Genomic DNA, 12,731 nt, shown 5'->3' with positions numbered 1-12,731 from the left:
AGTCGGTAGCAATTTACAGGCTCATCTGGCTGGCATCTCCTAAAGGGGTCCTTCGCATTTAGGCATGGTTTGTCGTTTTGATCCGGTAGAGGCGGTGGCCGCCGGCGGCGGCAGGCATCTGAGTCTGTAGTTGATGAAGTTGCGGAAGCCGCGGGCGATTCTGCCCGTTGGCAGCGGTGCTGGCAGAGGAGCAGCTCCGGCTGCACCGGATCCCGGAGACCGCGCACACGGTCGCGTTCGGACGGGCCCGCACGGTCCCGGAGAACACCCCGATGGTCACCTTCGAGAACGCCCAGTACTCCGTTCCCGCGCATCTGCTCGGCGCGAGGGTGTTCGTCCGCTCCCACGGCACCGGGCCCGACGGACAGGTCATCATCGTCCACCACGGCTCCGCCGGTCCGGTCGAGGTCGCCCGCCACGGCCGGGCCAGGCCGGTAGCCCCGCGATCATCGAAGAGCACTTTCCCGGGGCCAGGACCAGGATCCCGGGCGACTACGCAGTGAAGGCCCGCAACGCCGGTGAGGCCGAGTTCCTGGCCATCGGCGAGGGCGCGAGGACCTGGCTCGTGGAAGCCGCCGGGACCGGGACGGCCCGGATGAACGTGAAAATGGCTGAGGCCGTGACGCTGGCCAAAATCGCCGGCGCCGAGGCGGTGGACCGGGCCCTGGGCGACGCCGCGTTCCATGGCCGCTTCGCCCACGGGGACCTGCCCTCGATCCTGAACGCGAACGTCAGGCGCACGACCACCCACGCCGCGGACGAGACCCGGTCCCTGACCCAGGGCACCGGTGCCTGGGCTGGTCTGGGCGCTGAACCCGCAGCCGTGAAGGAGCAGAGCCGATGAGCCCGGTCAGCACCACAAACACCACCGCACCGCCGGTGCCGGCCGAGCTGGAAGCGCTCATGCGGCAGCTGAAAATGCCCCACGCCCGTGCCCTGGCACCGGAACTGATCGCGACCGCACGCGCCCAGCGCTGGGAACAGGCAGAGATCATCAAGGCACTGTTCGCCGAGGAAGCAGCCGGCCGGGCTCGGTCCATGCTCGCCACTCGGCGCAAGGCAGCAGGCTTCCCGACCGGGAAGACCTTCGACGCCTGGGACCCGGCTGTCTCGTCGATCCCGGCTCCGACCCAGCAGGCCCTGCGGACCCTGGAATGGATCGGCCGGCGTGAGAACCTGGTCGTCTGCGGACCGTCCGGCACGGGGAAAACATTCTTCCTCGAAGCGCTCGGCCAGCAAGCCGTCGAAGCCGGCATGCGCGTGGCCTGGTTCAGGCTCGAGGATCTCGGAGCCCTGATCCGGGCCCACCGCACCGACGATAGCATCACCCGAGCAGTGGCCAGGATTCTGCGCGCCGAACTCGTCGTGATCGATGACATCGGGCTCCTGCCGGTGGCCACCGACGCCGCCGAAGGCCTCTACCGGTCGTGGACGCAGCCTACGAAAAGCGCTCCGTCGCGATCTCATCGAACCTGCACCCGGCAGGCTTTGACGAGCTCATGCCCAAAACCCTGGCCACCGCCACCGTGGACCGGCTCCTGCACCACGCCCATGTCTGCCAGATCAGCGGCGATTCCATCCGCCTCACCCAGGCCCTCGCGGGAAAAGGAGTCACCCAACTGAACTGACACGACCCCCACGATGGCCAACCCGCCGAAACCTTCAGTGGGCAGATCTGTTGGCCATCACCGGGCAGTTTTACTGGCCACCAGCGGACACATTAACTGGCAGCCGGTCGGCAGAAACTACTGGCCATTGACACGCGTGCCCTGATCGCGCGCCGGTTGCGGCGCTGACGGATACGATGGCGTTGGTGCTGCGGATGACCCGCCGGATTTGTAGTAGGCCGCGGTCACGTACTCGCGGTCGGCAGCCGCGCGCCCATTCTGAACTAGCTATCTCAACCATACCTAGGCGCGACGGCCCGCGTTTCTAGGCAAACCGACCACTGCTGAGAAGTCCGGAGTAGGCCCAGTGAGCGAGCGCATAACGATTCCGTGGCGCAGAGATGGACAAAGCGTCACCCTGCGCACTCTATCGACCAAAAGCGCCACCTGAATATACCGTTGAATCCCTATGACTCCAGAGCGAACCACCGGCCGTCGGGGTAGCCCCAGAACGAAACGGAAAATCTAACTGCTGTTGATAAGAGAATGCTGCAAGGAAAAGCCACAGTACGAGGACATCGCTCATCATGCCCCAACCGGTCAGGGCAACGAGCGCGATGCCTGGTGATGACGCCACATAGGCTCTCGCGAAGTCGCCTGCTTGCGTGTCGTCCCGCCGCCTGCGCCAAGCAACAAAGAGCGCCACAAGCAGCGGCAGGAAAAGCAAGGCAGCGCCCAGGACACCGATTTCAACTGAAGCCAGAAGGACGGAATTGTGCACAGGCCATCCTTGGGCGGTCAGCGCATCCGTCGGTGCGGCCGTTGTTATATACGTATTGGGTCCCGTCCCGGCGATAGGGTTTCCTGGGATGAGAGCCATCGCCACCGCGTTAAAATGCTGTCTTGTCGACCCCTCTGGATCCTCCTCGAACCTTGCGATCCAAACGCCCGCCGATGCAAAACCCACGGTGGCGACGATCAGGGGAATTGCGATCTTGCTTGCCAGCGCCCGACCCCTCGGCAGCAGAAGGGTCCAAAGCAGGACCATTACGATTGCCGAAAAGAAGTTCGCTCGGCCTCCTGAAAGGACCAACATCGGGAAAGACGCAACCACGGATAGCCACGCCACCCGACGCGTCCCTGCTTCCGAAGACCTGGTGAATGGCAGGCTAACCATCTGGAACAGCAAGAGAACCTTACCCAAAGTTGTTGGATGGCCAAACGAACCGTTGACACGACTTCCTACAAGCTCCGAAGTGACAGTGTTGGTCGGAAACAAGGGAAAACCGGCAAACTGCAGTAGTGAGATCAGGAGCTGAACGAGTACAGCCGCCAAAATCCAATAGATGAACTGCCGACCCGAGCGCTCGTCTCTTTTAATACAGGTCGAAGCAAACAGCCCCGCGGTCCATGCGGCTGCGGCAGTCAGGAAGTGAATCATTCCGGCTTGAACCTCACCAGTTGGTTCCCAAACGAAGCTGTAACAGAAAACCAAAAAAGCTACGAAGGGAAACAGCAGCCGGTTAGCCCTAGACTGCCGGGCTAGCAATGCGCCCATGGCCGCAATAACAGCAATACCTACGGTGTAGGTCATTATTCTCGGCTCGGATCCTGAAATTCCACTACGAGTCATGTCGGCGATCGTCGAGCCGTACAGTACCTTCGGCAAGAAGCACATCGTGGAAATGGCAATCGCCATAATGGTGTTTACAGTTCCAGCGAAAGTGTGAAATACGTATAATCCGGCGATTGCGAGCAGGATGAGAGCGACGGTCACCACAGTTTTGCCTTTCATGACAACATGTGAGCTTGAGGCCAGATTCGAATAGCCACGTCCCGATGATCGGGCGAGGCCTAAAAGCCAGAACGCCGAAGCAGTTCCTGAACGCTGTTCCGGAAACTCAGTTTACTAAACTTTGCCTGCATAGCCTCAAGTGGAGCCGCGAGCGTGCCATCCGCCCGTCCGTTCATGAAGTCATCGACGCCGCCAACGTATGGCCAAGAGCTCTGGTCAAAGCCACGACGGACATGTCAGTGGCCTAGACAGGCCCCGTGAACCATCATCTCCACCGCTTTAACTTTGATTCCACCGCTGTGTTGGATACGGACAGTGACCGCGTCAACAGCCGAGTAAGAAATTTGCCACGTCGCTCGCTGGGCCAAATAGTCGAGGTCCGTGAACGTGTCATGACACGCAAGAGCGCCGAGTCCACCACCGTTCCGAGGCATCTCAGGCCCCTGTCATAACAGCAGAAGTTTTTAGCTTTAAACGCGTTCGCACCCGTCGACGTCCATTTGTAATGATCTCCAGAGATCTTGGAATCGCTCGCGGTACGCATCAATCGAGAATCTCTCCTCGTATGTGCGCCGGGCGTTAATTCCCAATTCCTGTGCCATTTTTCTGTCTACTGACCTCAATACCTTCCCTAAATAAGCGGCATTGCCAATGGGATAAAGCCGGCCATCTGTCCCGTCGGTCACAACATCCAACACGCCACCTGCGTCACTTGCGACGACAGCCCGCCCTCTGGCAAATGCCTCTAAAAGGACGAGCCCGAATGGTTCGGGTTTTTCTGAGGGCAGAATGAGAAAGTCGGCAGCATCTATATGAGGAATAATTTCCTGAACTTCGCCGACGACGGAAACGCAATTACGGTGTTTCAGGCCACTGACGAGTTCCGGCACATCGACGCCGATACCCATCGCCGGGGGACCACCCAAGATCACCAACTCCCCCGGGCAAGGGTCTTCGTTCCATGCAGCGAGCAGAGAAGTGTGCCCCTTCCAGGAATTCCATCGGCTGGCCACCACAAATCTCAGTGGTCCCCCGTCATCTAAGATGGGAAGCAGCTCGGCCCCTGACTCGTGATGCGCGTTTAGCAGAACCTCAGCCCGCGACCGCAGGTGGGCGGGTAAGGAGTCTCTGGCGGCGGCGGATATACAAAAAATGCGATGCGCCCCCCTGGCCAACAAGCCGAGAATAACCGCCTCACGGGGTGACCATATTTCCTGTACATGGAGGACAACCCGCCGCACTCCGGCTGCCCGCGCAAGACCTAGGCATAAGACCATGGCTGAAGTGGTGCAGTACACAACACCGGGCCGACGCTCTCTGAGATTACGGAAGGTTTTCCATAGCCTCCTGAGCAGAGGCAAAATGCCTGAAGCTGATAGATACCTTCGCCGAAGCACTGGCAACGTTAAAGCCTGGTTGGCTATATCCCTTGCGTCGAGCTCGTCACCCAGACGATTTTGCTCAACAGGCAAATCGTTTGGAAGCCATACCGTGGATCGAGCTCGATCTTTTTCGGATAGGCTACGCAAAACCTCAAGAAGGATCTTGTCAGCACCGTACATCTCATTGGACGAATGCATGAAGACGATACCGCCTGGCAACTCTCGGCATAAAGGAATCATCGCCTCCTCAGCACCTTCGCGGGTATGCCCGCGATCACGGCTCATAATGGCGCCTCAGCTTCCCTGCCAATCGAGACCCGCTGGCTCAGAGCCTCGTCGTAAGCTGCACAAACTGCTTGCCATGTGTAGCCCTCTTCTACTCGTCGAAGCGAGACCTGCTCTAGCCGATCCTGTTCGAGGGAAGATTCCATGACTTGCCGTATTGCAGCTTCGATGCTCTGTGGTTGCGGTTCGCAGAATGAGCCCTCGTTGCTGAGTACCTCACGGTTGTACACTGTGTCTCGGGCTACAACCGGAGCGCCATTTGCCATGGCTTGGACCAAAGCTGGATTTGTTCCCCCGACGCTGTGCCCGTGAAAATAGGCGCCGCAGTTCTTCCATAGCGCCAGCAGTCGTTGGTCATCGGCGATGTGACCTAGCCAGTGGACGTTGGAATTCGCGGCCACCAGTTCCTTGACCTCATCTTCCAGCGGACCTCCATATCCGGAGGAACCTACGATGACAATCTCGTAATCAGCAGACAGGGCCTTGGCCGCCTGGAGAAATTCTGGGATGGTGTTCTCCGGGACAAAACGAGCCACAGCAAGGATATATTTCCGACGTAAGAAGGAGTCCGTTCCAAGCTCCTGTCCAGAGTCCCCTCCGTACGGAATGAACAGTGATGACCGAGCGAATTCGGTGTGCCAGCGACGCGCAATTTCTTTCGAATCAGCGATGAGCACCGTTCCAAATTTTGCAGTGAACTTAGCGCCGACACGGAAGACAAGTTTTGCGACTCGTCCCCATTTCGCGCGCTCCCATTCGATTCCATCCACGTTCACAACGGTCGGTATCCCACGTATCGCAAGTAGGGGAAGCCAGAAACCATTAGCAACATTCATTACTAATGCTACGTCCGGCTTTTTCCACGCGGCATGCAGGCAGGCCGTCAGCCCGTAAGACAAGGTGCTGAGGGATTTATTTTCAATTCCACGGGTTGTGACTACATTGACACGAGGATCTCGACCTTCATCGCCCCTCTGCTCCGCAGACCGACCATACACAGTCACATCCCAATTGTTCTCAGCCAAAAACGGAGCAAGTTTGCGAACTGCGGTTTCAAACCCGCCATAGTAACTCGGATAGCCCCTTGTTCCGATGATCGCCACAGAACGCTTCACGTATACCCCCATCATTTGACACCCTCAGGCCCCGACACAGTGCCGGACTAGAGATTATCATTCGTGATTGGGAGTCCTTAACCCCGCTACGAGACGACGCGAGAAGCGCGGATCGTCCGTACCAGCGGACTAAGCGCCCCTCGGGCTACGGCGTGTCTCCTAAATCCTGGGTTCCTTAGCCGCGATGCTTGATGGGTGTCTCGTACTTCTGTTTTGACGGGCAGTGGGCCCGCATCCAGCCGTTGCTGCCGTCCTCTTCCGGGCGCCGGGGTCGTCCTTTCCGGGACGACCACCGGGTGGTCGAGGGCATCATCTACCGGTACCGGTGCGGGATCGCCTGGCGGGATGTGCCGGCCGAATTCGGTCCTTGGCAGACCATCTGGAAGCGTCACCGCCGCTACAGCGGTGACGGAACCTGGGACAGCATCCTGTCGGCACTGCTCACGGTCGCGGATGCCCGCGGTGAATTGGATTGGTCTGTTTCGGTTGACTCGAGGGTGAACCGCGCCCACCAGCACGGCACCAACCTTCCCCGCACCACAGGGGGCCCGCTCGAATTACATGAATCTGTTTGCTGCACCAGACGACCATGCAATTGGGCGGTCCCGCGGGGGACTGAGCACCAAGATTCACGCCCTCGTCGACGGTAAGGGCAGGCCACTAGTGCTGCTGGTCGCTCCGGGGCAGGGCGGGGATGCGCCAATGTTCACCCACCTGATGGACCAATTGAAGATCACTCGGCCCGGCCCGGGCAGGCCACGAACCCGCCCGGATCGAGTCCGCGGCGACAAGGCCTACTCATCCCGGGCAATCCGGACCCACCTCCGCGATCGCGGCATTGTGGCGGTCATCCCGCAGCCTTCCGATCAGATCGGTCACCGAAAGCGCCGGGGCTCCGCCGGGGGCCGACCGCCGGCCTTCGATAAGGAGGACTACAAAGGTCGCAACGTCGTCGAACGCAACTTCAACATCTTCAAGCATTGGCGAGCCCTGGCAACCCGCTACGACAAACTCACACTCACCTACCGCGGCGGAGCCGTTCTCCGGGCAATCAGCATCTGGCTGACATCTTTAGGAGACACGCCCTAGTCCCTTGGCCACAAAAATCGGTCCTGCCATGACGCTGCTGGTCAACGGGGTCCATTAGCCGTTGGATGACCCTCATCGACGTTCATGCTACTTGGCGGACGATCCTTTTCCGTGAAAGTCTTGTTTTCCGCAGCATGGTCCTCCTGGAGGACGCTCGCGCTGGAAATCTGACACATTACGGGCGAACTCACAACCGGCGGTATCCTATCCACGGGGATCTCCCATTGCATGAATTTACTACTTTTTTGGGGGACATCGGAGTGAGCGCCGTGGTGGATTGGCGGGTTCGCACTTCACGAACTTTGCGGTTTGTAGATGCCTTCGTAGTGATCTGGGCGGTTGCAGGCGCATACGTAATCAGGTTCGGCTTGGAGCCTGCACCTGATGCATCCGGGCAGGAACCTAATTATTTGTGGCTCTCTGGTGCCCTGTGTGTGGCCTGGTGGCTAATGCTGGAGGCCTGGAACAGTCGGCAGAGCCGAATCCTTGGATCCGGCAGTGACGAATATAAGAGAGTCGCCGCGGCCTCGCTCTGGTTGTTCGGTCTTGTTGCCATATTTTCCTATGTACTACGGATTGAAACTGCACGTGGCTACGTTGGGATTGCACTGCCCGTCGGGTTGATCGGTCTACTACTTGCACGCTGGCTGCTGAGGCAACATCTGAGCATCAACCGTCAGAGCGGCGCCAGCATGTCACGCCTGATGTTGGTGGGAGGGCCCAGCGCAGTATCACACCTGGCCTCTACGCTGATCGAAGCCAAACATGCAGGGTACTTGCCCATCGCTGCTTACATGCCGGGAGCGGATGACAGACAGACAACGGAGCCAGAGTCTGGTCTACCAGTGCTCGGCAATGCCCCAGAAACACAGACCATAATGGAGGCCATAGACCGATGTGGCGCCGATGCGGTGGCTGTCTCGGCGGGAGTTCAATTACACCCGCAGACTCTTCGACACTTGGGATGGGCATTGGCTTCGCGCAATGTCGGTCTGATAATGGCGCCGGCCCTAACTGACATCGCAGGTCCCCGCATCCACACTCAACAGGTCGCAGGACTCCCGCTCATACATGTGACCACGCCAACTCTTGAGGGGGGCCAGCGCGTCGCAAAGCGGCTCTTCGATATTGCCGCTTCCGCCGTCTTGCTAGCGCTAGCCGCGCCAGTAATGGTCGTCATCGCACTGACAATCAAGCTGGAAGGACGCGGGCCCATCCTATTCCGACAAGAACGCGTGGGCATCGAAGGCGCACATTTCAAGATGCTCAAGTTCCGATCGATGGTGGTGGACGCTGAGCAACGCCTAATCGAGCTGGAGGACCGAAACGAAGGCAGCGGCGTCCTATTCAAGATCAAGAACGATCCTCGAATCACTCCAATTGGAAAATTCTTGAGAAAGTACAGCCTTGACGAGCTGCCGCAGTTATTCAACATCCTTGGCGGTTCGATGAGTCTCGTCGGTCCCCGCCCGCCTCTCCCACGAGAGGTTGAAGCATACGAAAAGGACGTGAGGCGAAGACTATTGGTCAAACCAGGACTAACCGGACTTTGGCAGGTCAGCGGTCGATCCAATCTGTCGTGGCAGGACTCCGTGAGGCTCGATCTTTACTACGTGGAAAATTGGTCGCTGGCCGGCGACGTCGTTATCCTCCTGAAGACTGCCCGCGCCGTCTTCCACAGCACAGGCGCATATTAAAAAACGTAGAAGGTTTCATTGTCCCAAATGGGCTAAAGAAAGAGCCGCTTCATGATTGAACCTAGCAAATCGGACAACAGCAATCGGTCCGGCGGCTTATCGGCCAAACGAAGAGTCCGTCGGCGTCGCCTGCTAGCGTGCATTTGGGTGGCTGCCCTTGCACTGACGGCCACCGCTTGTGCCGGATGGCTTGCCTTTCGAGCATCCTCAATCCGGGCCGACCTCGAATCCGCAAGTCAACTGGTTCCGGCCATAAAAGCTAGCATTGCCGGCAATAAGCCCCAAGAGGCAAGCGCGTCCGCGGAAAAGCTTCGCTCACACACGGCCGCCGCACGCGAGGCCGCCGGAGACCCGTTGTGGACACTGGCGGCAGCGATACCAGGCCTCGGTGCAAACTTCAGCGCCGTCGCTGAGATTGCGCGATCAGCTGACGATGTCTCAAACTTGGGCGTGGCGCCTTTGGTCAAGGTATTCAGTTCTCTCAAGTGGGACAGTCTGCTGCCAAACGATGCCGGGTCGAATTTGACTCCACTCCGCAAAGCGTCCCCTAGCGTCACGGCAGCGGCTCACGCAGTTCGCGAATCTTCAGAGCGACTAGAGAGAATCGACTCCAACGCACTGCTGCCTCAGATTTCTGGGCCGTTAACACAAGTTCGCGAGCAACTGCATACCGTGACGGGAGCGCTAGATGCCGCAGCCGACATGTCACAGGTCGCACCGGAGATGCTCGGGGCCGAAGGACCCCGCAGTTACTTGCTCATGATCCAGAACAACGCGGAAGTCCGCGCGTCCGGCGGTATTCCCGGAGCGCTTGCGGAACTTACTCTGGACGAGGGCAGGCTAACGCTAGGCACGCAAAGCACCGCTGGGGACATTGGCGTAATGTCCCCCGTGTTGCCCGTGGACGTTGAACAGCAGCAGATCTACTCTGGTCGACTCGGTAAATTTATGCAGGACGTCAATCTGACCCCTGATTTCCCCACGACAGCAAGCACAGCCCAACTGATGTGGGAGAGAAAGACCGGAAAGCGCGTTGACGGCGTGATCTCAGTGGACCCGGTGGCCCTGGGATACATTCTTGATGCAACGGGCTCGGTGAAATTAGGTAGTACTGACTTGGCCAGCGGTGGGTTGCCAACCGAGCTAACCGGCAAGAACGTCGTGCGAACGCTCCTTTCGGATGTGTACGCAAAAATTGACCAACCACGGCTACAAGACGCCTACTTTGCTGGCGTCGCAAAAGAAATCTTCGCGACCCTGTCTAGCGGAGCAGGCAATGCCAAAGCTCTCACCGAAGGCATCGCTCGTGGAACAGAAGAAGGCCGCGTGCTGGTTTGGTCTGGCAAGTCAGCGGAACAAGCGGTCATTGCGAAGTATCCGTTGAGCGGCTCAATCGTTGGCGCCAGCATCTCGCCCGCACAATTCGGCGTGTATTTTAACGACGGCACCGGCGCCAAAATGGATTATTACGTCCATCGAACCGTGCAGCTTGTCGAGGAGTGTCCGGCAGGTGGCTACGGCGAGATAAGGGTTCGAGTAACTAGTACAAACACGGCTCCCATAGATGCTGCCACCTCCTTGCCTGAATACGTGACAGGAGGGGGTGTATTCGGTGTCCCCGCCGGCAGCGTGCAGACCAATATCACCGCGTACGGTCCGGTGCAATCGAACGTGGAATCGACCTCGGTGGCGGGCCAAAAGATTGGCTTCGCCTCGCAGCGCCACGCCGGGCGCCCGGTGGGTACCATCACAGTCCGTCTAGCTCCAGGTCAGAGCAAAACCGTTGAATTTACGTTTGGCAAGATAGTGCAGCATACAGACCCTGTGGTGGCCGTGACTCCAACGGTACAAAAGCTCAGTGACGTCGTCTTGGACACTAAGTCGGCGACATGCGCTCCCTCCTCGTAGCCAGCTCATTAACAGTATGTAAAGTGTTTGGATTCACTTTGGAGACATAGCTCAGAGGGTGCTAATCTCTCCTTGGGTAACACCACGAGATTCGCCCCACGGTCACATGGGGATGGGGAATCTCCACAATTATGTGACATCCGTGTTGAAAAGGTCTCAGGGGGGACAAATGAAGAAGTCTATTGCTGCGCTCGCGCTTGCAGGAACCATCGCACTTGCCGGTGCTGCACCGGCACTAGCCACTTACCCGGCGCCGGGAACGGGAACGGGAACCGTCTCCGACGGCACCGTTACGCCGGGTGAAGTGTTCACCTTCTCGGGAACCGGATTCCTGGCTGGCGAACTCGTCACCATCACCGTTACGATCACCAGCACTCCTCAGGCTCTGGGTGGCGGCTTCTCGGGTGGTGCTGCAATGTCGGTTCCGTCCAAGATCAATGTGCTGGCTGCTCCGCAGACATTCACAACGACAGCTGCTGCTGACGGCTCGTTCGCCTTCCCGCTGAGCCTCAGCGAGCCGGGCACCTACACACTGACCGCAGTGGGCGCCACTTCGGGTAAGACGGTCTCACAGAGCGTCACAGTTGCCGAAGCTGCAGGCACGGGCACCGGAACCGGCCTCTCCAACACCGGCGGCAACGGCGCTGGTCTGGCTAACACCGGCGGTAACGGCCTTGCCAACACGGGTGCTGACTCCAGCCTGGTGCTGTGGTCCCTCGTTGGTGCAGGTGCACTCGCCGCCGGCGCCGCTTCGGTGGTCGTCGTTCGCCGCCGTGCCAACGCCGAGGCATCTGCCTAAGCACTAAGCACCACGCTTCAATGAAGCGGGCCAGGTCCGGAGATCCGGATCTAGCCCGCTTTCTTGTTTTCTGAAGGACGAGAGCAGACGTGAAAGGCCCCGACCGAGGTAGGGGCCTTTCCTGTCTTGGCTTGCAGCAGGGCTACCCGTTGAATTCCTTCATCCAGCTCTTCAGGTCTTCACCGAATTCGGCACGCTCGGAAGCTAAGGTGATGACAGCCTTCAAGTAGCTGAGCTTGTCCCCCGTATCGTAACGGCGACCCCGGAAGACAACACCGTAAACGCCGGCCCCCTCCCCCTCAGCCGCAGCGAGGGTCTGAAGAGCATCGGTAAGCTGGATCTCACCGCCGCGGCCGGGCTCGGTCTTCTCAAGGACATCGAACACGGCCGGGTGCAGCACGTAGCGGCCGATAACAGCCAGGTTTGACGGTGCCTCGCCCACAGACGGCTTCTCCACCAGGCTGTTCACCCGGACGTAGCCTTCGCCGTCAATCGGCGTGATGTCCGCGCAGCCGTAGGCACTGATCTGGGACGGCTCCACCTCGATGAGGGCAATCACGGAGCCACCTGTCTTGGCCTGGACCTCGATCATGGTGGTCAGGAGCTCGTCCCGCTCGTCGATGAGGTCATCGCCCAGCAGAACGGCGAAAGGCTCGTCACCGACGTGCTGGCGGCCGCACAGCACCGCGTGTCCAAGTCCCTTGGGCTCGCCCTGCCGGACGTAGTGGATGGGCCCCAGGCCCGACGCGTGCTGCACGGAATCCAGGCGCGCCTGATCGCCCTTGAGTTCGAGTGTGCGCTCCAAAGCAGGCGCACTATCAAAATGGTCCTCCAGCGCCCGCTTGCTGCGGCCGGTGATCATCAGGACGTCGTCCAGGCCGGCGTTCACGGCCTCCTCCACCACGTACTGAATGGCCGGCGCATCCACCACCGGCAGCATCTCCTTCGGCATCGCCTTGGTGGCGGGCAGGAAGCGTGTGCCCAGTCCGGCCGCCGGAATAACTGCTTTACGTACTGATTTCCCCATGGTCATGATCGAACCTTACAAATTGAC

Annotated in this window: 8 protein-coding genes and 2 pseudogenes; 6 read left to right on the top strand and 4 right to left on the bottom strand. The window is 59.3% G+C overall.

What is annotated here, in order from left to right:
- Positions 1-176: 176 nt before the first annotated feature.
- Positions 177-844 (top strand): annotated as a pseudogene (locus ACFTSA_RS01325) (IS21 family transposase); the annotation flags it as partial.
- Positions 841-1,628 (top strand): annotated as a pseudogene (gene istB / locus ACFTSA_RS01320) (IS21-like element helper ATPase IstB). The pseudogenes ACFTSA_RS01325 and istB, both read left to right, overlap by 4 nt.
- Before the next feature lie 406 nt (positions 1,629-2,034).
- Here the strand turns inward: istB and ACFTSA_RS01315 are convergent.
- The 3 genes from ACFTSA_RS01315 to ACFTSA_RS01305 all read right to left on the bottom strand — a co-directional run bounded on the left by ACFTSA_RS01315 (position 2,035) and on the right by ACFTSA_RS01305 (position 6,184).
- On the bottom strand, positions 2,035-3,402 hold the full coding sequence (locus ACFTSA_RS01315; RefSeq protein ID WP_377948907.1) for an O-antigen ligase family protein: 1,368 nt from the start codon (positions 3,400-3,402) through the stop codon (positions 2,035-2,037).
- Positions 3,403-3,872: 470 nt separating this feature from the next.
- The gene (locus ACFTSA_RS01310) at positions 3,873-5,069 is read right to left on the bottom strand and encodes a glycosyltransferase family 4 protein (protein WP_377948906.1); all 1,197 of its coding nucleotides are present in this window, start codon (positions 5,067-5,069) and stop codon (positions 3,873-3,875) included.
- On the bottom strand, positions 5,066-6,184 hold the full coding sequence (locus ACFTSA_RS01305; protein WP_377948904.1) for a glycosyltransferase: 1,119 nt from the start codon (positions 6,182-6,184) through the stop codon (positions 5,066-5,068). Before ACFTSA_RS01305 ends, ACFTSA_RS01310 begins: the two co-directional genes overlap by 4 nt.
- Before the next feature lie 191 nt (positions 6,185-6,375).
- On the opposite strand from ACFTSA_RS01305, the gene ACFTSA_RS01300 reads away from it, so the two are divergent.
- The 4 genes from ACFTSA_RS01300 (at position 6,376) to ACFTSA_RS01285 (ending at position 11,677) form a co-directional block, all read left to right on the top strand.
- Positions 6,376-7,273 (top strand): IS5 family transposase gene (locus ACFTSA_RS01300; RefSeq protein WP_377949804.1). Its coding sequence is split into 2 segments (ribosomal slippage): positions 6,376-6,726 and positions 6,728-7,273, totalling 897 coding nucleotides; the frame shifts between segments, so codons are not numbered across the junction.
- Positions 7,274-7,338: 65 nt separating this feature from the next.
- Positions 7,339-8,970 carry a sugar transferase gene (locus ACFTSA_RS01295; protein ID WP_377948902.1) on the top strand — a complete coding sequence of 544 codons (1,632 nt, stop codon included), beginning with the start codon at positions 7,339-7,341 and terminating at the stop codon, positions 8,968-8,970.
- A 702-nt stretch (positions 8,971-9,672) separates the two neighbouring features.
- Positions 9,673-10,878 carry a DUF4012 domain-containing protein gene (locus ACFTSA_RS01290; RefSeq protein WP_377949803.1) on the top strand — a complete coding sequence of 402 codons (1,206 nt, stop codon included), beginning with the start codon at positions 9,673-9,675 and terminating at the stop codon, positions 10,876-10,878.
- Between the two features lie 169 nt (positions 10,879-11,047).
- Positions 11,048-11,677, top strand: coding sequence for an LPXTG cell wall anchor domain-containing protein (locus tag ACFTSA_RS01285; protein ID WP_377948899.1), 630 nt, complete (start codon positions 11,048-11,050; stop codon positions 11,675-11,677).
- A gap of 142 nt (positions 11,678-11,819) precedes the next feature.
- On the opposite strand, the gene galU is transcribed toward ACFTSA_RS01285, so the two are convergent.
- Positions 11,820-12,710 (bottom strand): UTP--glucose-1-phosphate uridylyltransferase GalU, encoded by an 891-nt coding sequence (gene galU, locus ACFTSA_RS01280; RefSeq protein WP_377948897.1) that lies wholly within the window; start codon positions 12,708-12,710, stop codon positions 11,820-11,822.
- Positions 12,711-12,731 lie beyond the last annotated feature (21 nt).

Origin of the sequence: Arthrobacter sp. NPDC057013 (genome assembly GCF_042674585.1) — a bacterium.
Classification (GTDB): domain Bacteria; phylum Actinomycetota; class Actinomycetes; order Actinomycetales; family Micrococcaceae; genus Arthrobacter.
Note: the sequence above shows the minus strand (reverse complement) of the source record. Positions and strands in the feature narration are given on the sequence as shown.